This window comes from Nonomuraea sp. WAC 01424, assembly GCF_003947315.1.
Classification (GTDB): domain Bacteria; phylum Actinomycetota; class Actinomycetes; order Streptosporangiales; family Streptosporangiaceae; genus Nonomuraea; species Nonomuraea spiralis.
In genome coordinates this window covers 494575-515471 of record NZ_QHHZ01000001.1, presented here as the reverse complement: position 1 = coordinate 515471, position 20897 = coordinate 494575, and the positions used below count along the sequence as shown (strand labels likewise).

Here is a 20897-nt window from a genome sequence, read left to right as displayed (position 1 = left end):
GCGGGCGCTCGCCTACCTGCTGACCGGTCTGCCAGGCGGCGTCGCGGTGGCCGGCGGCGATCCCCACGCCGGAGCCGAGAGCGTCGATCTCCTTCGCGAACCCGGCAGCCTGGCGCGATCGGCTACGCGCTGCTGTGGGTGACGGTTCTGCCTGCGGTCAACGGCCTGGTCATCTCCTTGGCGGCATGGACGGTCTTCTCCTACACCTCGGCTCTTCCCTCCGGCGGCTCGCCGCTGGTGGTCCTGCTGACCGTCGTCGTGGTGCTGGGCGGGCTGGCCGGTTGCGCGTACCTGTTCACGGTGGTGGCCGCGGCGCAGGGGGCGCTCGCGCGGGGGCTGCTCGCCGCGCCGCCCGAGGAGCGGATCATCGAGTTGACCCGGTCGCGGGCACGGTTGGCGGACGCCTTCGAAGCCGAGCGGCGGCGTATCGAAAGGGATCTGCACGACGGCACGCAGCACCAGCTCACCGCCGTGCTCATGCACCTCGGCCTCGCCCGGCCCGACGTACGGGAAGACCTCGAACGCACGGCGGAAGCCATCGGCCTGGCCTACGACCACACCCAGGCCGCGCTGGACGAGTTGCGACGCGTCATCAGAGGCATCCACCCCTCCGCGCTCACCGACCGGGGGCTCAGGGCCGCCGTCTTCGATCTGGCCCGCCACTGTCCCATCCCGGTGATCCTGGACCTCGACCTACCCCGCCGCCCGCCCGCAGGCGTGGAGGCGGCGGCCTACTTCTGCATCTCGGAAACCCTCACCAACGCGATCAAACACAGCAAGGCGCAGAACATCACGATCAAAGCGAAGCTGTCGGACCGTCTTCTCGCCCTCGACGTGCGCGACGACGGCATCGGCGGGGCCGACGCCGCGAAGGGCAGCGGTCTCACCGGGCTGGCCGACCGGATCGGCGTGTTCGAGGGAACCCTGTCGCTCAACAGCACGCCGGGAGGCCCGACGGCGATCAGGGTGGAGCTGCCATGCGGGTGATGATCGCGGAGGATTCGGTTCTCCTGCGGGAAGGGCTGACCGGCATCTTCACCCGGTTCGGCGGCGAAGTGGTCGCCGCCGTCGGCAGCGCCGACGAGCTGCTGCACGCCATCGCCCAGGACCTGCCCGACATCGTCGTGATGGACGTCCGCATGCCGCCGGCCTTCCACGACGAGGGGTTGCGGGCCGCCATTCAGCTGCGTGGCGAGCATCCCCGGCTCGGCATCCTCGTGCTGTCACAGGTCGTCGAGGCGGCCGCGGCCGGGGAACTGCTGGAGGCCGGCACTCGCGGCCTCGGCTACCTGCTCAAGGACCGGATCGGCGCGATCGGCCAGTTCGTGCCGGCGGTACGTGACGTCACCGCCGGGGGCACGGTCATCGATCCCGACGTGGTCCACCAGCTGATGGTCCACCATCGCGCGCACGATCCGCTGGACGCCCTCTCGCCACGCGAACGCGAGGTGCTCGCGCTGGTCGCCGAGGGCAGGTCGAACAGTGCGATCGCCCAGCGCCTGTACGTGTCGGAGGCCGCCGTGGCCAAGCACATCACCGGTGTCCACACCAAGCTGAACCTCGGCCCGGACACCGACGACCACCGCGGAGTCCTCGCCGCGCTGACCTTCCTGCGCTCGCGCTGACCTCGAAGGACGGCCGAACGTCACTCCCGTCCGCGACGCTGACAGGGCCTTCCCGGTGGGACATGAGGCGGCCTCCGGGGACGTGCCTCGGGAGCCTTCCTCCCGAGCCGCCGTTTCACGTCACGGCCGCCTGCCCGGGGTCGTGATGGCGGGGTTCAGCGACCGGGTCAACGACTTCCCCGACCTCACCTTCGTCCCGCACCCCTCGGTCACCCTGCTCTTCGACCTCGGCGAGGAGCCGTTCCTGGTCGAGGACGATCGCGGCTCGCGGCAGCAGGGACGCGTCATCGCCGGCCTCGCCCCCGGTAGGTGCGGGGGAGCGGGCTGAGCAGCCGGATGGGATGCCTCCAGATACGGCTGTCGCCGATGGTCGCGCACGCCGTCCTGGGCGCGTCCTCGGAGCTGGGCGGCACGGTGGTCTCCCTCGACGACCTCTGGGGGCGGGAGGCGGTACGCGCCCAGGAGCGGCTGCGGGCCGCCCGGTCCTGGGAGGACCGGTTCGCGATCGCCGAGGCCGGCTGGAGCCGCAAGCGCCTGTGGCCCCGGTTCCGCGCGCAGGTCGGCCTCACCCCGAAGCGGTGTGGAGGTGGTCGATGTCGACCCGGATGTTCTCCGAGGACCAGCTGGAGCGGCTGCGGTCCTATCCCGACATCAGTCGCGAGGACCTGATCCGGTACTTCACCCTGACACCCGCCGATATCGCCTTCATCGACCCGGGCCGCGGCCCGGGTGACCGATTAGGGCTTGCCGTTCAACTGGCGACCCTGCCCTGGCTGGGGTTTTTGCCGGATGAGGTGAACTCGGCCCCGCCGGTGGCTGTGGCCTGCTCAAGAACGCCGGGAACGTCGACGCCGCCTGGTACCTGGAGCCCGGTCACCGGCTGACCAGACCACCTAGCCCCGTTTCCGCACGTCGGAGCGTTTGAAGCTCGATGGGTTGCTGCGCTGATCGTTGCCACGGTATGACCTGGGCTCGTGAGACAGCGTGCGCAGTGGGGACAGGCCGACATCGAGAAGATGCTCGGCGCGTTGCCGGTGGTGGCCGTGTTCTGTTCCCGGTTTACGGATCCGGGAACTGGTGGACGCGGCCTCTGGCCGGCCGCGCAGGCAGGAGCGGCTGCAACGCCGCCCACTGCGCGTCCGTGAGGTCGTGCCGCCTCGTTGCCGCTACGCTGACCACGAGGTCTCAGGTGTTCGTTCTTCTTGGTCGTTGAACCAACTACCGGAGACCTCTTCATTTCACGACCACCGACACGCCCAACACGTTGTGGTCTTTTGAAACACGGCCCAAAGCCCGTCGGAGTCGGAACGCCTGAACTTGATGGTTCCGGACGCGCCCGCTGCTCCCCGTGGTCTTCGGCGCCACCGGGTCGTGGCCGCTGTGGCCGCGCTGCCGAGGGCCGGGTCTCAGCACATCGACGGGATGCAGGTGAAGGGGTTCTCCATCGCGGACGGCTGCTGTGGTTGGGTGGGCGCCTGGGTGGTCTGCTGCGGCGGCTCGGGCGCGGGCTCCGGTGGGTGCTCGGTGGTCCTGGCGGGCGTCGGGTGGGAGGTCGAGCCGTCGTCGATGGGGCTGCTCACCGCGTCGCCCGTCCTGGTCGGCCGGGGCGTGGGGGCCGAGCTTCCGGGCCGGGTCCGCTGCCTGGCCGGCGGGGACGACGTTCGCTGCGGGGTGCTTCTGACCTGCTGCGGCGAGGTGGTGGCCGCGGCCGGGGCTGGGGCGGTGGTAGTGCCGGACGACGGGGGAGCGGCCGAGCCGATCGTGGCCGGGGGCGGCGCGGGCGGGTTGTCCGCGGTGATCAGCACGCCGCCCGTGACGAGCAGCGCCGCCGTCGCGGCGGCGGCCGTCGCCAGCAGCGCGTGCCGTCGCCGACCGGCCGGACGCTCCGGCGGCGGGGACGACCCGGCGGCCGGTCCCGGTACGAATTCGGGGGAGGTCAGCCCGGCGACCAGGTCGTCGGCGCTTGGCCGCGCGGCCGGGTCCTTCGACAGGCCGGCGGTGACGAGCCGGAGCAGGGCCCCGGTCAATCCCGAGACGGCCGGCTGCTCGTTCAGGATGCGGTTGATCACGGCCGGGGTGGAGTCGGCGCCGAACGCGGGCCGCCCCGAGGCGGCGAACACCATGGTCACGGCCCAGGCGAAGACGTCGGCCGCGGCCGTCACCTGCCTGCCGCCGAGCTGCTCGGGCGCCAGGTAGGACGGCGTGCCCATCAGCGGGCCCGTCGAGGTGTTGCCCGGAGCGTCCAGGGCCCTGGCGATGCCGAAGTCGATCACGACCGGGCCTTCGGGTCCCATGAGGATGTTGGCCGGCTTGAAGTCGCGGTGCAGCACCCCGGCCCGGTGGATGGCGGCCAGCGCGGCGGCGGTGCTGATGGCGAGCCGCTCCAGCGCGGCGCCCTGCCGTGGTCCCTCGGTGGCGACCAGGTCGCGCAGCGAAGGGCCGGGCACGTACTCGCTGACGATGTAGGGGCGCCGGCCGGCCAGGTCGGCGTGGAGCACGGGCGCGGTGGAGAATCTGGCCACCCGCCGGGCGATCTCCACCTCGCGCAGGAACCTGGCGCGCGCGCCGGGATCGGTCAGCAGGCCGTTGTGCAGCAGCTTGACGGCCACCCGCCGGCCGGCGGGGTCGCGGCCCAGGTAGACGACGCCCTGGCCGCCCTCGCCGAGCCGGGCGACGAGCTCGTACGGCCCCAGCGTGCGGGGATCGTCCGCCACCAGCTGATCCACTCGGCCTCCTGGAACACATGAACGGACAGGACAAAAGGGATTGGCTGCTCCGCCGGCCGCGATCACCGGCACGCACGCCGAAGGCGTGCCGACTTCTCTCAGCCCGGCAGGCCGCGTGGGTGGGCGTCGGCGACGAGGCCGAGAACGACGTCGTGCTCCAGCAGCGCCTTGAGGGCGCTGATCAGGAAGGTGAAGCCGCCGGTGGAGTCGGTCACGTAGCGGACGAGCTCGTCACCGGTGCCGGTGAACCCGCTCTCGGTGACCTGGACGTAGGTGGTGTCGTCCGGCATGGGGATGAAACGGAACTCGACTGTGGTGGGGGCGTCGGGAGTGTAGTTGCCCCAGGTGAAACGGATCCGCCGGTTCTCCTCCACCTCGTCGACCGAGGCCCGGGTCGACGCCCCGTACATGTCCCATTCCCAGGTCAGCTCGGCGCCGGGGGTCATCTTCCCGCTGCTTCTGGTGTACCAGATCTTGCTCGTGACAGCGGGGTCCACGATGGCCTGGAACACCTCGCGGGCGGGGCGGCGGATGAGCATGCCGACCTCCACCGACGGGATCGTGGTGAGCTCGAGCGTTCGTGCGGACATGCGCTGGTTCTCCTCTCGTGGTCCGGGACCGGCGTCACGGTCGTGGTCGCTGCTCCAGCGTGGTCACGGGCAGCGTGTCAGGAAAGGGCGTAACGCGGTGATCAGCGCGGCCGGATTGTCCTCCTGGACGTTGTGCCCGGCGTCAGGCACGACCACGAGCTCGCCGTCCGGAATGCGCGCGACCAGGCGTTCGGCGGCAGCCTGGGGAAGCACCCTGCTGCGTCCGCCCCGCACGAGCAGCACCGGCGTCCTGCCCAGCTGAGTGGGCAGCCGGTCGATGGCAGCCAGGATGGCGGGGAAGTCCGGAGGGCGCGGATCGCCCTTCGGCACCCAGCCGCCCCCTGGTGCACGGCGGAACAGTGTGCTCATGCGGTAGGCGACACTGGCCCGGTGGGCGCGTGGATTGACCCGCATCGCGGCCTCCACCACCGTCTCCAGCTCCCGCACCGGACCGAGCCCGCTGATGAAGGTCCGCACCCGCCAGGTGCTGTCGAAGTCCACGCCCGGCGCGACATCGATGAGCACCAGCCGCACCACCCGGCCGGGACGCTCGTCGGCGACGTGGGCCGCGACGACGCCGCCCAGGGACATGCCGACCAGCCGCACCCGGTCGAAGCCGAGATGATCGGCCGCGGCGACGACGTGGGCCGCGAGGGTGCCGATGCGGTAGTCGCCGGACCAGCCGCTCTCGCCGTGACCTCGCAGATCCAGCGCGATCAGCCGGGCGGCGCCGCGCAGCCCGAGGCAGACGAAGTCCCACGTGTGCGCGGTCAACGCGCCACCGTGCAACAGCAGCACCGGCGGCCCTGTTCCACCCCAGTCGAAGCCGTGCAACGGGCAGCCCGCCCGGGAGAAGCGGATCTCGCGGGGCGGCGCCGGCTCGTGGATCGTGACGCCCAGTGCCGCCGCCAGCTCGGTCATCGCCGGAATCGTGAACTGTCCCCGCACGCGCCACCCCCTTACCTTGAGGGTCCAAGGTAAGGGGTGTTGCCTTGACTGGTCAAGGTAATGTGGACGCGTGGCCACCCGAGTACGACGCCGGCCTGAGGACGCCAAGCGGCTGATCCTGGAGGCGGCGAGCAAGCTGCTCGCCGCGGGCGGCCCTGCCGCCGTGCAGGTGCGCGCCGTCGCCGCGGAGGTCGGGGTGTCCGACGCCGCGGTCAACCACCACTTCGGCACGCGTGAACGACTGCTGGAGTCGCTGTTGCGATTCGGCGGGGCCAAGCTCAAGGCCGAACTGCACACTGTGCTGGGCACGTGGGCCGATGCCCCGATCGATCTCGCCGAGCTGGTGCGCACGTTGTCCGCGCTGTACGCGGGCGGTTACGCCGAACTGGCGCTCGCGCTGCATCGTTCCGGCTGGCGGGACACCGGCAGCGGAATGCTGGACGAGGTGGTGGATCGGCTGCACGCCCAGGCGCTGCAGCACTGCACGGCGAGCGGGCGGACGCCGCCGTCACGCGAGGCGATCCAGCTGACCGTGTGTGCACTGCACCAGGCAGTCGCGACCGAACCGCTGTTCGGCGACGAGTTCCGCCGGAGCGTCGGACTGGACGACACCGCCCGGGATCGTCTGCTCGACTGGTGGACCGAAACCCTGCGCGCGACTGTCTCCGGACAGGGCTAGCCGTGTCGTGACGGTGGAGGGGGCACCGATTCCGCCGGGCCATCGCGGTGATTCCGCCGAGCGGGGCACGCAGGCGCGGGGTCAGGGTGATCAGAGCGGCCGTCCCGCCCCTTCGAGCGACGCGGACGTGGCGGCCGACGCGGGTCGGCCGGGCATCCGCGAGAAGCGCAGCCATGACGACGGCCCTGCCCGCGGCCGTCGTCACCGCTGCTTGCCCGCACTTCTTGACCGGCGCTCCGGGAGAACTCGCCCCGGAGAGTACGGTGTCAGGTGAGTGTCTAGGGTTTCGCCGCCCGGCCCGTTTCACGCGGGTCCGGCGGGCCTGGTCCGAGCGATACCGCCGGCGGCTCGGGTGGCCACCGGTCAACTGAAGGGACAAAAGCCTGGAGGTCGTGGTTCCCGCGAGCGTGGGAGCCGGAAAGGCCTCCTGGTGTGCCCTACCGTCGTGCTGTTCGTCCAGCACCTGCCCAGTGAGCTCTCGCGACAGAGCGCATCGGCTCTTGAGCCGTCCACCGGCCTCCTCCCCACGCTGCTGACCGCGTCAGTGCTGGCCTTCGCTCTGGCCTGGCTGTCATCGGTGGGCGGCGTGGGGGGCGGCGCGTTGATGCTGATCGCGTTCACCGCCCTGTACGGTCTGCAGGTGGCACTGCCCACCCACACACTGACTCAACTGGCCAGTAACGGCCGTCGCGCCTGGTTCAACCGGCACGCTGTCCAGTGGCGGGTCATCACGTGGTACGCCCTGGGCGCCGTCCCCTTCGCCCTGACCGGCGGGCTCCTGCTGCCCTACGTGCCGGTCGAGCCGCTCAAGCGCGTTCTCGGCGGGTTCCTCATCGTCACCGTCTTCTGGCGGCGATTCCGGCCGCCGCGAGCGGTGCCGGCCGACAAGACGTTCGCCGCCGTCGGCGCCGGTTGCGGTCTCGCCTCGGCCCTGTTCGGGGCGGCAGGACCGGTCGCGGCCCCGTTCTTCCTCGTCAAGGGCTTCATCGGCAGCGCGTACATCGGCACTGAAGCCGCCGCGTCCCTGATCATCCAGCTGACCAAGATCGTCGCCTATGGCGCGGGCAGCCTGCTCTCGGTGCACGTGCTGCAACTCGGCCTGGCCCTCACCCCGGCCGTCGTCGCCGGAGCGTGGCTGGGCCGAAGAACCGTCGCCCGGATGCACGCCCAGGCCCTCGTGCTGGTCACCGAGGCCGGAGCAGCCGTCGCGGCGACCTTGTTGCTCGCCGGGATCTGAGCCGGGGCTCATCCTGGACGGCGTCACCAGGGCGGCGGCCACGTCCTGCGTACGGCGCCCCAGCGCCTGACTCACGCTCTCGTCCGCCACATGTCCGCGTCACGCCCGTCAGGGCTCGGGCCGGCCCGGCGAACGGGCTCGTCGATCAGCGTCACGATGCCCTCCAACAGGCGCTGGAGCCCGAACTAGAACAGGGTGTCCAGGTCGAGCGAGCGGACCGCGTGCTGCGCCGCACGCACGGCACCAAGCACTACCACCATCCCCTCGTCGGCGAGCTGCACTTCCACTACGAGTTCCTCCGGGCGACCCCGACCAGACCTTGTGCGTCTACAACGTCGAGCCGGGCTCCCCGACCGCGCAAGCGCTCCGGCTCCTCAGCAGTTGGGCCTTACAGTACGAGTGGAGCGGCCGCACGATCGAGCGGCACCGGCCGAGCTCCGGGTCCGGTCGATCGAGCCGCCGAGTCCGAACGGCTGCCGGGCATGTTCGGCGACGTCGGACGACGGTGCCCTCGCGTTTGAGCTGCAGGTGGACGCGGCGCACCTCGTAGACCCGGGCGTGCACGTCCTCGATCAGGTCGGGGACGGCTCCTCGCCTATCGGCTTCCCTCCGGCCGGATCATGGCCTCCAGCAGCGAGCGGATGCTTTGGTGGAGTTCGTCTCTGCTCTCCTGAGTGCCGGGGAGTGGCGCGATGGACGCTCCCACGCCGACGAGGCGGTCGAGGATCAGTCCGTTGATGCATGCGACGTAGTCGCGACCACGGCGGTCGGTGTCCCGAACTCCGGCACGAGCCAGGAACGCGCTCGCCGATGCTCGCGCGGCGTCGTTGTGCGGGGCCAGCAGTTCACGCAATTCGGGGTCATGGGCGGCCTCAAGAGCACAGACGTGGCGAGCGAGTGTGCGGGTGCGGCCCGCGCTGAGCCAGTGGTCGATGACCGCGGCCGTGGCCTCGGCCAGACGGTTCACCCCGTCTGCGGTCACGGGAATGTCCTGCGGCTCCCCCAGCAGTGGTCCTTCCGCTGCCAGGGCGCGGCGTTCCAGGTCGATCCTGTCCAGGTCGGCGAGTCGCCGTACCAGCCCGGTGAGCAGGGCTTTCCACGTCCGGTAGTAGGCCGAGGTGGTGCCGGAGGGCATCCCTGCCTGGGCGTCGACCGCGCGGTGGGTGAGCCCGCGTATCCCGCGCGCGGCCACCAGCTCGATGGCCGCGTCGGCCAGTACGGCGCGGCGATCCCGGTGCTCCGTCATCTCTCGCTCTCCCTTTGCCTTCTACATGCGTAGTATCCTCTTCTACAAATGTAGAAGGGAGCGTCATGTACGAGAGATCGGCGATTGTCGTCGGTGGCGGTATCGCGGGGCTGGCCGTCGCCGTCGGGCTGCGGCGCATCGGATGGCGGGTCACGGTGCTGGAGAGGGATCCCGTCTTCGGGGCGATCGGGGCAGGCATCTCGCTGCTGGCCAACGGATTGCGCGCGCTCGACTCGCTGGGAATGGGCGCTGCCGTACGCGACGTCGGGCGCCGTCAGTCCGGGGGTAAGATCTCCGCCCCATCAGGCCGGCTGCTGACACCCATGGATGACGCCGCCATCGAGGACCGACTGGGGACGGCGGTCTACTCGTTTCTCCGTCCCGAGCTGCACAACGTGCTGGCCCAGGCCCTGCCATCCGACGCCCTGGTGCCGGGCGCGCTGATCAGAGCGCTGGAGCAGGACGGCACGGGAGCCCGGGTCCACTTCACCACCTCGGACGGCGACGCCGTACTCGACGCGGACATCGTCATCGGAGCCGACGGGCTGAACAGCTGGGTGCGGTCACAGATGTGGCCGGAGCATTCTGGCACGGCCTACAGCGGTGCGACCGTCTGGCGGGGCGTGACGAGCGAATCTGTCGAATCCCCGCGGGGCATCGATCAGACCTGGGGCCGTGGCATGGAGTTCGGCTTCTCATCGCTGAGCGGCGGACGGATAGAGTGGCACGCCCTGGCCAATGCGTCACGTGGCACGCGGTACGCCGATGAACTAGGAGAAGTACGGGCGCGATTCGGCTCCTGGCATGATCCCATTCCAGCCGTGCTCGCGGCCACGCCGCCCGAGGCCGTGCTGCGCCACGACATCTTCGACCTGGTCGCCCCGTTGCCGAGCTATGTCCGCGGCAGGACGGTCCTGATCGGGGACGCGGCCCACGCGATGCAGCCACACCTCGGGCAGGGGGCCGGCATGGCGCTCGAGGACGCCGTCGTCCTTGCCGCCGAGCTGCGAGCCGGACCCGATCCGGCCTCCGCGCTCGCCCGCTACGATCACGCGCGGCGACCGCGGACCCAGGCCGTCGCGCGGAACGCCCGCCGGGTGGGGCGGATGGGAGCACAGCTGGAGAACAGGCTGGTCATCATGGCGCGCAACACCGCGATGCGGCTCCTGCCGGCAAGCGTCGGGCTGAGGGAACTGGTCCGAACCGCTGATTGGACGCCGGTATCGCTCGAAGGCCCAATGCACAAGGGGTGACCCGTCTCCCGCCCGTCTGTGGATCGCCCTGGGCCGGGAAGACCGGACGTATGGCAGACGTCCTCGCGCGTTTCGAGTGCTTCGGACATGTCAACGCGGCCCCAACGTTCCAGCGGTGCACGCCGGGCGCTTGCCGATGCCCGGGACGGCCACGCCGGCGCTGCACGCGACGGCCACGGCCGGCACCGGGAGGGGCCGCCGGGGGTTCGTGCCGGCCCGGGCGGCCGGGCCGGCAGACGGGACGATCCCCTCCGACGTTCTCCTCTGGATGCTCTCACCTCCTGAACCGGACAGACGCGCGATCCCTGGCAACCAACGAGTGTGATCCGGGCCACCGGTCAGTGATAGGACATGTGATAGACGTACGGGACCGCCCCCTGGTCGAAGCGGACGAAGAACACGTCGACCCTGCCCGGCCCCCAGGACGCGACGGCTGGGGCGCGCTTCTCGTCGAGGGGCCCGGTGGCGGTGTGGTCCAGCGGTTCGGCAGGACGGTCCCAGCCGTGGCCGCTGGTGTTCCATCGCCGATCGACCAGGCGCCCTCCGGAGTTGTAGAACACATGGAGTGACCCGAACCGGTCGGCGACCGCTGCCGGGTCGCAGGTGAGAGAGTCGCCCAAGTCCTCCTCCGCGCCCCGCACCCCGGAGTCCAGCCATTGGTGCATGAGATGGTTCGCGGGGGATCGGTAGAAGACGTCCAGCCTTCCTTCGCCCCAGGACGCGGCCGTGGGCCGCCCCTGCACAGTCCCGCCCCAGTCCTCCTCGCCGGACCAGACGCCGCCGCTCCAGCGGTGGTGCAGGAGGCGGCTGCCTCCGCTCGCGGTGGTGTAGAACACGTGCAACTGGTCCGACGCGGGCCACCCCACGGCGCAGAGCCCGTTGATCGACCCCCAGCCCAGGTTCTCGGGCGCCGTCCACGACTGCCCGTTCCACCAGCGATGCCAGGGGCCCGTCCCAGGGTGTGCGTAAAGGAAGTCCAGATGCCCCGGGCCCAGCGAGCTGAGGGCCATCGAGCCGATGGCGGGGGAGTCACCGCTCCCGTCGCCCGGCCCCGCCGGCCCCGGCTGGGACTCGAACGCCGCCCCGGTCCAGGCCGCCCTGGCGATCTTCTTGAAGTCCGAGAACGAGCTCCATGCCGCGTCGATGCGGTTCGGCCCCCATGAGACGGCGGTCATCGCCGGTATCGGGACACCGTGGCTCATGCCGATCCCGCGCCGTTCCGACCAGCCCGGCAAGTGTGGCATCGGAGCTGGAGCCGGGACGACCGTCGCCGTCGCCCGTACGTCCGTGAAGGCCCCGTGCGGGGCGATGGTCCGCAACATGTACGTGTAGTCGCCCGGCCCGCCCACGTGGTCGGTGAATCGTCCCGGGTCGGAGGCCCCGGGCGAGCTGAACAACCTCACCTCCGGCCCCAGCCGGACCACGAACAGCTCCCTCACGGTCGCCGCGTTGACGCGGTCCCACGTCAGTTCGACGGTCCCGCCGATGCTCCCGACTGCACGGAAATGGCCGGCGGGCGGCGGTGGCGGCTCCACCGGAGCGGTCGCCGAGGGTAGGGTACGCGCCTGGAAGCTGTTGGCCGCGATCACTCCTCCCGGGTACACGCACGCCACGATGAATGTCATCTGACGGTCGCTGGGCAGGTTGGTCCAGGTGTACCGGCCCCCCCACCCTCCGACCGAGGGATCGGCCGTGAACACGGCGAGGTCGACGTCGATCGTGACCCGCAGGTCGAACGGGTTCACCCAGATGCGGTAGCCCAGCGGCGTGTCGCCGTTGGGCACCCAGGTGCTGACGACGCTGTTCGCGTTGCTCGACCACGGGCCGAATGTCGGGGCCACCTGAACCATGATCGTGCTCCCTTCTGTCGGACGACCGGACCTACGGCAGGTGGGGCATCGGTGCGGGAGCCGCCAGGTCCGGGATGAGGCTGCGGACCCTGTTGCGTGCGCTCTCGGCCGTGCCGTTGGAGCTGTTGGCGATGACGGCGAGGAAGCACTCGTCGTCCCCCTCGGGGACGATCACAATCGTCACGTTCACCTGGTCGTTGCCGCCCAGGACGAAGTACTCGTCGCCGGCCGGGTCGCTCCAGACCTCGTATCCGGCCGTGCTCAGCGCGGTCATCGCCTGCGCCCGCGCTGCGGCCCGCGTGTAGCGGCGGCGCATCGTGCCCCAATGCGTGTCCATGGATTCTCCTGCCCGACAGCTGTTGATCTTCTGGAGTCGTTCCAGAACCAGCCTCCGCCGCCGGACGCCGCGCGGCCTGAGTAATCCCTACTCAGTCGGGCGGCGCCGACGCCGCGGGCACCCGGTGACAGGTTCACCAGGGTGGACGGGAACCCACCGTCAAACGGTCACCGCGCCGTCCGAGGCCGCCCACCGGGCCCTCGTAGCGCACGATACGACGTCGCCGGGCGCGAGTGCCGCGCAGGATGGCGAGGGCGCCGCCGCGCTTGGCCGGCCGAGCGTTGCCGGACACCGGCCGAGAGCCGGCAATCATCCTCGCCGAGTACACACGCCGGGAAGGTCGCAGACCTTCTTGGCCATCCTCTTCGCCCTGTTGGTGAGTATCTTGGTCGTGTCCTCGCCAGCCCAGTAGGAGTCGGCGGTGTAGAGGACCAAGGCGCTCCCGCGGCGGACGACGACGTACCGCTCTCCGCCGGAGATGTACAGCTCGCCCTTGAGGGGTTCCTCCGTGCCCCTTTCGTAGGAGCTCCCCTTGACCAGCAGGGCCTCGTCTGCGATGTTCACCTTCTTGCCGGTGTAGCGGTGAAAGTCCCCGGCCACGGTCGCCGTCTGCGGAGCCTTCGCCTTAGCGCATTTTTCCACGTCGGCGCGGAGCTTGCGGAACGCGGCCCTGGCGTTCTTCGCGCTGGGATACAGCACGAGCTGCTCGGTGACGTACGAGGGGGCGCTGGTCCCCCCGATGATGGTCCGCATCGCGATGCGGCCATCGCGGGGCTTCTCCTTGGAGCGGCAGGGGTTGAGCTCAAGCGGCTTGGTCAGTTTGTCGCTGACCGTCCACCACTCATCGGCCGCCTGATCCTCAGTGAGGGGCTTGGTCGCCTCGGCCTCGGTCAGCAGAAACCCTTTGGGGATCTTGACGGTCTCCGCCTGGGCCGTACTGGCCGCGCCGACCGCCGAGGCCACCATGACCGCCGTTGCGATCACCGCTATCATCGCTCTCTTGCCCGACATGTCGATCATGAGCTGTTAGATGCGTGATCCTGCTGCAAAGTTCTCCGGTGTCGAGACGGGGCAGGGGGCACAGCGAAAGTCATTCCGTTAGGAGCTGTTAGCGAGCTAGGAATACAATCAGCGCCGCGTCGGCGTGGAACTCACATCAGGTGTGGGTGTGGGTGTGGAACTCGCCGGGGCGGGAGGTCGCGGGGTTGGTGTCGGGCTTGCTGCGGGCGGTTGCAACATCATTGTGCTGGCTGCAGACCCGGCTGGAATCCCCACTCCCACCCATACCAGGAGAACTAGCGCAATGAGCCTCACCGCTGGGCTGGTCGCAAGCCAGCGTATCTGAATGGTGCGGCTCGGGTGGGACGCCCCATCGTCCTTCCAAGCTTGCACGATGATGTGGATGACCAGCCCCCAGCACGACGAGATCATGACCAGCGTCACAATGGTGATCATGTTGCCGAGGAGACTGATGTACTCCATGAACGTCGGCGGCGGTGTCGGGTTCAGCGGGAGGGCTACCTGGAGCGGCGCTGCCAGCCGGAGGCCGAGTAGAGTGCCAAGGATGGCCCTCACGCCAGCGTAGCTGGCCACCATAGTCATGAGCTCGTCGGATGCCACCTTGAACCGGCCGATGATCTGGGCAGAGCGCGCCGCTCGCTGGAGAACTAGAAGGTAGCCGAGGAAGGCCAGCGTGGCTGTGGCGGAGAATACGACCGCGAAGGCGAATATAGCAACGGCTTCCTTCCATCCAGGAGGAAGCGTTCTGGGATCGACAAAGTACTGCGGAACCGATCCCGCGGGAACGATTAGGCCAGCTAGAAGAAGCGTCAGGATCGGCAATGGATCGCGCAGGCGGGCTCGAAGGCGCTCTCGGAAGCCAGCCGGAGAATCGTGCGCGAACCTCTCGACCAGGGTGTGGGCATCGGGCTCTGTCTCGGCCTGGCGGTTCGAGGCCGAACGGCCGGGCGGCGGTTTGGTCTGCTTGCGTCGTGAACGTCGGCTCATGAGGTTGCTTTCCTAGCGAGCTTGGAAGGTGCCCTTACTTCCTCGCGTCGTTCACTCCACCTGTTACTGCTGATGCTGATCGCGCATGACATCGCACCTGCCCAGGGAGGTGCCGTAAATCGAACGGTTTACGACCCCGAGGGGCTCGCTACAGGGAGCCGATGACGAGGGATTCGCGGGCGGTCTCGACGACTTCCTTGGTGATGGTGTGCAGGTCGTTGATCTCCAGGATTCGGCTGATCCGGGCGAAGAGGCGTTGCAGGAGCCGGAAGTTGCCGGTGGTGATGCGGTGGACGGCGGCGATGGCTTCGGCGTCAGTGAAGTCGTCGGCGGACAGCGGTAGTCCGAGGGCGGCCCAGTGGCGCTGCAGGACGAAGGTGAGTTCGTCGGCGGACAGCGGCCGGTATTCGTGGACGAATCCGAGCCGGCTGTAGAGCTGGGGGTAGCGAGCCAGGCGTTTCTCGAGGCCGGGCATGCCGATGAGGATCATGCCGAGGCGGCTGCGGTCGTAATGGTCGCGCAGTTGTTCCAGGCCAGCGGTCTTGAGCCTATCGGCCTCATCGACGATGAGCAGTTCCGCGAAGGGGGTCAGCGCGTGCACGAACATCAGTCCAGGTGTTTCGACCGAAACACCTTCCGGCGCGTCAGCGCCCGCGAGTTCGCCCGCCTGGCCGGCACCAGCGCCAAGCGAGTCCTGGCCCTCTGGCAGGCATGGAATCGCCTGGCCGCCGAAGGTGTCGTTCCCCCCGCGATGGCCCTGCAGCTGGGCACAGACGTCGAACTCCCCGATGCCAAGCAGTATCCGTTTTATGGCGAGGACGGCTATTACCGCAGTTTGGATGGCCGGTCCATCTCGCCCGAGCGGCGGGAGGCGATCGAGCGGGAGGCGGCCACGTCCGGCACGCGCCCGTCGGCCATTACCTACGTCATCGGCCACCCCAAGGCGGTCAAGACCGCCCTGCTGGCCGACGAGGCGACCCGGGTGGCGGCGCGGGAGGCCCTAGCGGAGTTCGACGCCCGCCAGGCCGCCGCTGATGCGGCCGACCGCCCGGCCGCCGCTGACGTCACCCGCCAGCGGCAGAGCGAATACGACAACGAGTACGGCGAGGCCCTGCACCGGGAGCGGGAGTCGCTCGCCGCCGAAGCCCGCGCGGCCCGCGACGGGTCTGAGGCCGAGGCGTCCATGGACGTCTTCAACGCCATGGCCGAGATCCGCATGGCCGCCTCGCGGGCACTGGCGCGACTGCACAAGCAGCAGATCCGCTTCACCGCCGATCGCGCCGAGGCCATCGCCGAACTCTGCGACGGCGCCGAAGCGACCATCGCCGCCGTCCGGGACCTAGCCACCGGCTCCGCCCTGGACGACGCGGCGGCGGCGGCGTTCCCGGACGAGAACGGCGGACTGCTGTGAGCGGCCGGCAGACCTCTCGGCGGACCTCACAGCGCGACGCAATGGGCTTCACGCAGGCCGAGAAGGACGTCGCGGACGTGATGATCTGGCTGCGCTGCAACCACGGGCGCGAGGTCAGCTACGCCGACATCGCCGCCGGCGCGCTCGGGGCTCCTGGAGTGAACCTCTGGCACGCCAGCGGCGAGACGGCCTGGCAGAGCGTCTTCCACTTCCACCTCCACGTGGTGCCCCGCTTCGAGCCCACCGACCTCACGCCGCCGTGGACGGAGGCTGAGCACCCGGTCGAGTCCCTCAAGGGGTTGGCCGAGGAGATAAGGGCTTGGCGCTGAAGGCGAGTAGTCCACCCAGGCGATCATTGTCGATGGGTCGCTTCGGCCGGCCGAACCTCGTTAGGTCATGAGAGGGGTCACGAGATGACCACAACGCCGCTCATCGAGAGCGTCTGGGTCTTTCACCGAACGGGTCAATGGTGTCCCGACCGCCGGATCGGAGAAGTTGTCGCCTACGACGCGCAGCTCTTGCCCGAGTATCAAGTGCCCGGACGGCCGACCATCGATCGCAGCTTCCTACTGCTCGACCAAGGCATCCAGTTGACCAGGCCCGTCGTGTTCGAGGGCCTGGTTGAGGGGTGGTGGTACATCGACCTGGTCGAGGTTGAAGTGACCGAGGCTGGACTTGTCGTCCAGGACCTCTACGTTGACTTCCTGGTGCCACCCGGTGCTGATCGTTACCACGTCCTGGACCTCGACGAGCTTGCTGATGCCCTCCACCAGGGCCATCACAGCCGCTCAGTGCGCTACGGTCCTGCGCAGAACGCAACGCTTCATCGACCGACACCTGCGTGCAAACGAGGAGGGTTCCGTTGATCCTCCGCACCAGTTTCCGCCAGCCAGCATCGCAGTGCTTGAGTCGCTTCCTTGCTTCTTCGAACAATCACCAAGGGCCGACGTGCTGCCAGGGCCAGGGATATGACCTGACTTCGTCCCAGGTCCTCCGGGGACGCCTCCCAGACGAATCCACCGCCCAGCAATGACGTCCTGAGCCGATGCGGGCAGGCTACTTGCCTGACGTGACTGACAGCCCTTCAACAGGCTGACCAGCAGGTTCGCTTGACAACACTAGATAACCATCGAAACCCCTTCGCTCCAATTACGAGTAAAGAAATACCCTCAGCGACATGGATCGCAATGAGCAGCTTGAGCGCCTCCATCCAACAGCGCCGTGTTACACATCGAGGGGAGTCGTGCTTTTTCGGGGTTTAGTCGACTGCCGTGACGGTGATCGCGTTGCTCGGCGCGAACTTGTTGCCGACCGTGTCCACCGCCAGCAACGTGAGCGTGACCGGTCCGGGCTCGTCAGCGTAGGCGAAGGCCATGGAGCTGTTCGGGAATTCGGGGCGGATGAACGGGACGATGTCGCTCTCGAAAACACCGTCGAGATACAGCTCGTACGTGATGGCGGCCTTCGGCGTGACATTGTCCGTCGAGAGCGAGTAACTGAACATCAACTCAAGGAACGACTACCCGAAGGAGGTCAGGACGCTGGGCGGGGTGGCGGCCGAGGCCGGACCGGTCACGGGGGAGGCGCTTAATAACGCGCCGGAAACCAGGGCGAACGTGCGGTGGAACATTGGCTGATGAAGACAACGACACGTGCGTGGTCACCTTCATCGCGTACGGAGATAGTGGATGGTTCAGCAGTTCATCCGGTGGCCTGACAGGTGGTGCCCTGGGGTGGGAGTCGCAGGCTGATGAAATAGCGGTTGACGTGGGCGGTGACGCAGCCGGTGTTGCCGTAGGTGTACATCATGTGGCCGTGGCCCTCGTACTTGACGCTCGAGGAGCCCGGCACGTGGTGGATGATGCTCGCCACGTTGTCGTGGTCGGTCCAGGTCCCGACCCCCAGGAACGGCACCAGCCCCCGGGCGGACAACGGCCCCCTCGGATTGCTGACCGGGACTGGCCAGCCGACGCAACCGAGCGGCCACCATGCCCGGTGCCCCGCGAAGTTCGGCGACAGCTTTTCTGACTCCTGTCGCAGCTTCATGTACTCCGCATAGCCCTTGTACGCCCTGCCGTCCAGGCACTCGGTCATGTTCCCCCCGATGAGCGAGGGCACCTCGGGGTTGCCCGTGGCCCGTCTGACATAGTCGGCGAAGCCGGAGGCGTCGCCGACGGCGGCTCTCTTGATCGCGTCGGCCAGCTCGACCCAGCGCGGAACGGCGGGTTCCGGGCCGGGCGAGGTGAAGCTGGGGGCGGAGGCGACCTTGAAGTCGAACCCGCTGTAGGCGGCCCCGGTCGGATCGGTCATCGCCGGCACCGGATTCATGTCGGCGGCGGTCACCAGCCGGCGCCACACCGCGACGACGTCCTGGCCGTGCAGGGCACAGGCCGTGGACGAACGGCACCAGGCGGCGAACCGCTCCAGCTGCTTCTCATTGTCCGCGTACGCGTTGGTCTCTTCGTCGGCGATGCTGCCGATGTGGTTAGTGGTGCCGTCCATGACCATGGCGCGGATCCGGGAGGGGAACAGGCGGGCGTAGGAGACCGCGGGATGCCCGCCGTAGGAGTTGGCCAGGAAGCTCAACTGCCGCTCGCCCAGGGCGGTGCGGACGGCCTCGATGTCCCGGGCGCTGGAGGCCGAGTCCATGTGGTCGAAGAACTCTGGATCCGCCGACCGGCACTGCTGCGCGCGTTCGCGGTTCGTACGCCCGAGCGCGGCGTACTCGGCGCGGTCGTCCGGCAGGGTGATCAGCGGGCCGTTGGACAGGCACTCGTACGACAGCGGGCCGAAACCGGGCTTGACCGTGTTGCGCGGTGCGAAGCTGATCACGTCAAACCGGTCGCGCAGCTTGGCGAACTTGCCGTGGAACATGTTGAGGTCGTCGATGCCCGACGCGCCAGGGCCGCCGGGGACGGAGAAGACCGTGCCGATCCGGCGCTGCACACCGGTGGCGGGCAACAGCGCGAGCGGCAGGGTGATCTTCCGCCCGGCCGGCTTCTTCCAGTCGAGGGGCACCTCGATGGTGGTACAGCGCATGATCTCGGGGGCGTCCTTGCCGGTGCACCGCCCCCAGACCAACGTGGAGGTCGCGGAGTCTCCGGCGGCTGGCACCGCCATCAGCCCGGCCAGCAGGGTGGCCGCCGCGCCGACGGCCAGCACCTTGATCCGGCCTCGCCGCAGCGCGGTCACCGTGGCCCCCGCCGTCAGCGCGGCGGCGACATAGCCAACGAGCAGCGCGAGCGCCGCCCCCGGCGGCAGCAGGCCGCTCACCCCGGCGACCTGCGCCGGCAGGTTCTCCATCATGTACGAGCCCACCTCCGACCGCAGCGGAGACGGCAACGCCTGCGCGATGACCGGAATGACCAGAAAAATCATGACCAGGGCGACCAGGCTGCCCGGCGTGGACCGGATCGCCGCCCCCACGCCGAGCCCGACCAGCGCGGCGGCGGCCATGGACAGCCCGGCGACGACCACCGTGACGAGCACGCCCGGCTCCGACAGCGAGGTCCCAAGGGTGCCCCCGTCGGTCAGCAACTGGCCGGCGCGGTCGCCGAGCACCGCCTGAGCCGCCAGGTGCATGACGAACGCCAGCACCTGTCCGGCGATCAAGGTGACCGCCGCCAGGCCGGGGACCTTGGCGAACAGGAACACCTGCCGACGCGGCACCACCGCCAGACTCGTACGGATCATCCCGGTCGCGTACTCGGAGGTGATCGTGAGCGCCCCCAGCGCGCTGAACACGAAGAAGGCCACCGGCAACCCGGTCCCCAGCCCCGCCCCGTTGCTGGGGAAGGCCACCCGCTCCTCGAACGTCTGGCCGTCGAACCCCCGGCCCGTCAGGTACGCCATCCCGGCACAGGCCAGCACCGCGAGCACGGAAGCGGCCAGCAGATAACCGTTGGACCGGAGCGAGCGCAGCTTCTGCCACTCCGAAGCGATCACGTCCATCATCGGGCTGCCTTCGTGGCGGCGTACTCGACGCTGTCCTCGGTGAGTTCCATGAACGCCTCCTCCAGTGACGCGTTGCGCGGCGTCAGCTCGCGCAGCGCGATGCCCGTCCGCAGGGCCAGTTCGCCGATCTCGGTCGCGTCCAGGCCGCGCACGAGCAGAGCGCCGTCCTCGACGGTCACGGTCGCGCTGTGCGCGCGCAGGGTCTCCATCAGCCGATCCGGGTACGCGGTGCGTACCAGCACATCGCGCTGGAACTGTGCGGCGAGCGCGTCCATCGCGGTGTCGGCGACCAGCCGGCCGCGGCCGATGACGACGACGTGGTCGGCGGTGACGGCCAGCTCGTTCATCAGATGGCTGGACAGCAGCACGGTGCGGCCCTCGGCCGCGAGCGAGCGCAGTAGGTCGCGGATCCAGCGGATGCCCTCGGGGTCCAGCCCGTTCAGCGGCTCGTCGAACATCAGCACCGCCGGGTCGCCGAGCAGCGCCGCCGCGATCCCGAGGCGCTGCCTCATGCCTAGGGAGAACTCGCCGATCCGCCGGTCCGCGACCTCCGTCAGGCCGACCTGGTCGAGCACCACGCCCGTCCGCCGGGCCTTGATGCCGTTGCTGCGCGCCAGGCAGCCCAGATGGGCCCGGGCCGAACGGCCGCCGTGCACCGCCCCCGCGTCCAGCAGTGCCCCCATCGTCAGCATGGGACGGCGCAGCGACGCGTACGGCTTCCCGTCCACCAGCGCCTCGCCCGCGGCCGGGACCTCCAGCCCGAGCACCGCCCGCATGGTCGTGGACTTGCCGGCGCCGTTCGGCCCCAGGAATCCGGTCACCAGACCCGGTTTCACCGAGAACGACAGGTCGTCCACGGCGAGCTTGCGGCCGTACCGCATGCTCAGCTCCTTTACTTCGATCACATCTCCCCCTCATTCACTGGGCCGGAGAAAAGCCTCGCGGCCGGAAGATCCGCTTTCCATGGGCGCCGGCCCACCGGCAGAGGTGCGAAATCACCACCTTGCGTGGTAGGTCTAGCCCTACCGTCTTCC

22 protein-coding genes are annotated in these 20897 nt (G+C 69.3%); 10 read left to right on the top strand and 12 right to left on the bottom strand.

Annotated features, from left to right (window positions below; genetic code table 11):
- Positions 1 to 138 precede the first annotated feature (138 nt).
- The 4 genes from DMB42_RS02410 (at position 139) to DMB42_RS02390 (ending at position 2509) form a co-directional block, all read left to right on the top strand.
- Positions 139 to 987, top strand: coding sequence for a sensor histidine kinase (locus DMB42_RS02410; protein WP_185844428.1), 849 nt, complete (start codon positions 139 to 141; stop codon positions 985 to 987).
- Positions 987 to 1625 carry a response regulator transcription factor gene (locus tag DMB42_RS02405; RefSeq protein WP_125630088.1) on the top strand — a complete coding sequence of 213 codons (639 nt, stop codon included), beginning with the start codon at positions 987 to 989 and terminating at the stop codon, positions 1623 to 1625. The genes DMB42_RS02410 and DMB42_RS02405 overlap by 1 nt, the downstream gene beginning before the upstream one ends.
- 145 nt (positions 1626 to 1770) lie before the next feature.
- Positions 1771 to 1953 carry a hypothetical protein gene (locus tag DMB42_RS02400; RefSeq protein WP_125630086.1) on the top strand — a complete coding sequence of 61 codons (183 nt, stop codon included), beginning with the start codon at positions 1771 to 1773 and terminating at the stop codon, positions 1951 to 1953.
- Positions 1954 to 2218: 265 nt separating this feature from the next.
- Positions 2219 to 2509: a DUF4158 domain-containing protein gene (locus DMB42_RS02390; protein ID WP_221761983.1), complete on the top strand. Its 291-nt coding sequence runs from the start codon at positions 2219 to 2221 to the stop codon at positions 2507 to 2509.
- Between the two features lie 522 nt (positions 2510 to 3031).
- Here the strand turns inward: DMB42_RS02390 and DMB42_RS02380 are convergent.
- From DMB42_RS02380 to DMB42_RS02370, 3 genes are all read right to left on the bottom strand, one after another.
- Complete coding sequence (locus DMB42_RS02380) at positions 3032 to 4351, bottom strand: serine/threonine-protein kinase (RefSeq protein WP_125630084.1); 1320 nt, start codon at positions 4349 to 4351, stop codon at positions 3032 to 3034.
- Positions 4352 to 4449: 98 nt separating this feature from the next.
- Positions 4450 to 4941, bottom strand: a complete 492-nt coding sequence (locus DMB42_RS02375) for an SRPBCC family protein (RefSeq protein WP_125630082.1) — start codon at positions 4939 to 4941, stop codon at positions 4450 to 4452.
- 63 nt (positions 4942 to 5004) lie between these two features.
- Positions 5005 to 5862, bottom strand: a complete 858-nt coding sequence (locus DMB42_RS02370) for an alpha/beta fold hydrolase (protein ID WP_125630080.1) — start codon at positions 5860 to 5862, stop codon at positions 5005 to 5007.
- Between the two features lie 97 nt (positions 5863 to 5959).
- On the opposite strand from DMB42_RS02370, the gene DMB42_RS02365 reads away from it, so the two are divergent.
- Together DMB42_RS02365 and DMB42_RS02360 are read left to right on the top strand one after the other, a co-directional pair.
- On the top strand, positions 5960 to 6568 hold the full coding sequence (locus tag DMB42_RS02365; protein WP_125630078.1) for a TetR/AcrR family transcriptional regulator: 609 nt from the start codon (positions 5960 to 5962) through the stop codon (positions 6566 to 6568).
- A gap of 445 nt (positions 6569 to 7013) precedes the next feature.
- Positions 7014 to 7805: a sulfite exporter TauE/SafE family protein gene (locus DMB42_RS02360; RefSeq protein ID WP_221761982.1), complete on the top strand. Its 792-nt coding sequence runs from the start codon at positions 7014 to 7016 to the stop codon at positions 7803 to 7805.
- Between the two features lie 595 nt (positions 7806 to 8400).
- Here the strand turns inward: DMB42_RS02360 and DMB42_RS02350 are convergent.
- Positions 8401 to 9051: a TetR/AcrR family transcriptional regulator gene (locus tag DMB42_RS02350; protein ID WP_125630076.1), complete on the bottom strand. Its 651-nt coding sequence runs from the start codon at positions 9049 to 9051 to the stop codon at positions 8401 to 8403.
- A 65-nt stretch (positions 9052 to 9116) separates the two neighbouring features.
- On the opposite strand from DMB42_RS02350, the gene DMB42_RS02345 reads away from it, so the two are divergent.
- On the top strand, positions 9117 to 10304 hold the full coding sequence (locus tag DMB42_RS02345; RefSeq protein WP_125630074.1) for an FAD-dependent oxidoreductase: 1188 nt from the start codon (positions 9117 to 9119) through the stop codon (positions 10302 to 10304).
- A gap of 338 nt (positions 10305 to 10642) precedes the next feature.
- On the opposite strand, the gene DMB42_RS02335 is transcribed toward DMB42_RS02345, so the two are convergent.
- From DMB42_RS02335 to DMB42_RS02315, 5 genes are all read right to left on the bottom strand, one after another.
- Positions 10643 to 12145 (bottom strand): hypothetical protein, encoded by a 1503-nt coding sequence (locus tag DMB42_RS02335; RefSeq protein WP_125630072.1) that lies wholly within the window; start codon positions 12143 to 12145, stop codon positions 10643 to 10645.
- A gap of 40 nt (positions 12146 to 12185) precedes the next feature.
- On the bottom strand, positions 12186 to 12491 hold the full coding sequence (locus tag DMB42_RS02330; RefSeq protein WP_125630070.1) for a hypothetical protein: 306 nt from the start codon (positions 12489 to 12491) through the stop codon (positions 12186 to 12188).
- Between the two features lie 309 nt (positions 12492 to 12800).
- Complete coding sequence (locus DMB42_RS02325; RefSeq protein ID WP_125630068.1) at positions 12801 to 13511, bottom strand: hypothetical protein; 711 nt, start codon at positions 13509 to 13511, stop codon at positions 12801 to 12803.
- A 108-nt stretch (positions 13512 to 13619) separates the two neighbouring features.
- On the bottom strand, positions 13620 to 14333 hold the full coding sequence (locus tag DMB42_RS02320) for a hypothetical protein (RefSeq protein ID WP_125630066.1): 714 nt from the start codon (positions 14331 to 14333) through the stop codon (positions 13620 to 13622).
- Positions 14334 to 14646: 313 nt separating this feature from the next.
- Positions 14647 to 15105 carry an AAA family ATPase gene (locus DMB42_RS02315; RefSeq protein WP_125630064.1) on the bottom strand — a complete coding sequence of 153 codons (459 nt, stop codon included), beginning with the start codon at positions 15103 to 15105 and terminating at the stop codon, positions 14647 to 14649.
- On the opposite strand from DMB42_RS02315, the gene DMB42_RS02310 reads away from it, so the two are divergent.
- The 3 genes from DMB42_RS02310 to DMB42_RS02300 all read left to right on the top strand — a co-directional run bounded on the left by DMB42_RS02310 (position 15094) and on the right by DMB42_RS02300 (position 16775).
- On the top strand, positions 15094 to 15909 hold the full coding sequence (locus DMB42_RS02310; RefSeq protein WP_125630062.1) for a hypothetical protein: 816 nt from the start codon (positions 15094 to 15096) through the stop codon (positions 15907 to 15909). The two genes, DMB42_RS02315 and DMB42_RS02310, sit on opposite strands and share 12 nt — an antisense overlap.
- A 41-nt stretch (positions 15910 to 15950) precedes the next feature.
- Positions 15951 to 16238, top strand: coding sequence for an HIT family protein (locus tag DMB42_RS54090; RefSeq protein ID WP_125630060.1), 288 nt, complete (start codon positions 15951 to 15953; stop codon positions 16236 to 16238).
- Positions 16239 to 16322: 84 nt separating this feature from the next.
- The gene (locus tag DMB42_RS02300; protein WP_125630058.1) at positions 16323 to 16775 is read left to right on the top strand and encodes a DUF402 domain-containing protein; all 453 of its coding nucleotides are present in this window, start codon (positions 16323 to 16325) and stop codon (positions 16773 to 16775) included.
- 392 nt (positions 16776 to 17167) lie between these two features.
- On the opposite strand, the gene DMB42_RS02295 is transcribed toward DMB42_RS02300, so the two are convergent.
- From DMB42_RS02295 to DMB42_RS02285, 3 genes are all read right to left on the bottom strand, one after another.
- On the bottom strand, positions 17168 to 17413 hold the full coding sequence (locus DMB42_RS02295; RefSeq protein ID WP_125630056.1) for a hypothetical protein: 246 nt from the start codon (positions 17411 to 17413) through the stop codon (positions 17168 to 17170).
- 197 nt (positions 17414 to 17610) lie between these two features.
- Positions 17611 to 19863: an alpha/beta fold hydrolase gene (locus tag DMB42_RS02290; protein ID WP_125630054.1), complete on the bottom strand. Its 2253-nt coding sequence runs from the start codon at positions 19861 to 19863 to the stop codon at positions 17611 to 17613.
- Positions 19860 to 20768, bottom strand: a complete 909-nt coding sequence (locus DMB42_RS02285) for an ATP-binding cassette domain-containing protein (RefSeq protein ID WP_125630052.1) — start codon at positions 20766 to 20768, stop codon at positions 19860 to 19862. Before DMB42_RS02285 ends, DMB42_RS02290 begins: the two co-directional genes overlap by 4 nt.
- Positions 20769 to 20897: the final 129 nt, after the last annotated feature.

Bases quoted from the DNA above. Each gene is read 5' to 3' on its own strand.
- DMB42_RS02330 (WP_125630070.1), bottom strand. From the start codon at position 12,491: ATGGACACGCATTGGGGCACGATGCGCCGCCGCTACACGCGGGCCGCA.
- DMB42_RS02400 (WP_125630086.1), top strand. From the start codon at position 1,771: ATGGCGGGGTTCAGCGACCGGGTCAACGACTTCCCCGACCTCACCTTC.
- DMB42_RS02300 (WP_125630058.1), top strand. From the start codon at position 16,323: ATGACCACAACGCCGCTCATCGAGAGCGTCTGGGTCTTTCACCGAACG.
- DMB42_RS02370 (WP_125630080.1), bottom strand. From the start codon at position 5,862: ATGACCGAGCTGGCGGCGGCACTGGGCGTCACGATCCACGAGCCGGCG.
- DMB42_RS02375 (WP_125630082.1), bottom strand. From the start codon at position 4,941: ATGTCCGCACGAACGCTCGAGCTCACCACGATCCCGTCGGTGGAGGTC.
- DMB42_RS02290 (WP_125630054.1), bottom strand. From the start codon at position 19,863: ATGATGGACGTGATCGCTTCGGAGTGGCAGAAGCTGCGCTCGCTCCGG.
- DMB42_RS02315 (WP_125630064.1), bottom strand. From the start codon at position 15,105: ATGTTCGTGCACGCGCTGACCCCCTTCGCGGAACTGCTCATCGTCGAT.
- DMB42_RS02405 (WP_125630088.1), top strand. From the start codon at position 987: ATGATCGCGGAGGATTCGGTTCTCCTGCGGGAAGGGCTGACCGGCATC.
- DMB42_RS02390 (WP_221761983.1), top strand. From the start codon at position 2,219: ATGTCGACCCGGATGTTCTCCGAGGACCAGCTGGAGCGGCTGCGGTCC.
- DMB42_RS54090 (WP_125630060.1), top strand. From the start codon at position 15,951: ATGGGCTTCACGCAGGCCGAGAAGGACGTCGCGGACGTGATGATCTGG.
- DMB42_RS02295 (WP_125630056.1), bottom strand. From the start codon at position 17,413: ATGTTCAGTTACTCGCTCTCGACGGACAATGTCACGCCGAAGGCCGCC.
- DMB42_RS02350 (WP_125630076.1), bottom strand. From the start codon at position 9,051: ATGACGGAGCACCGGGATCGCCGCGCCGTACTGGCCGACGCGGCCATC.
- DMB42_RS02345 (WP_125630074.1), top strand. From the start codon at position 9,117: ATGTACGAGAGATCGGCGATTGTCGTCGGTGGCGGTATCGCGGGGCTG.
- DMB42_RS02325 (WP_125630068.1), bottom strand. From the start codon at position 13,511: ATGATCGACATGTCGGGCAAGAGAGCGATGATAGCGGTGATCGCAACG.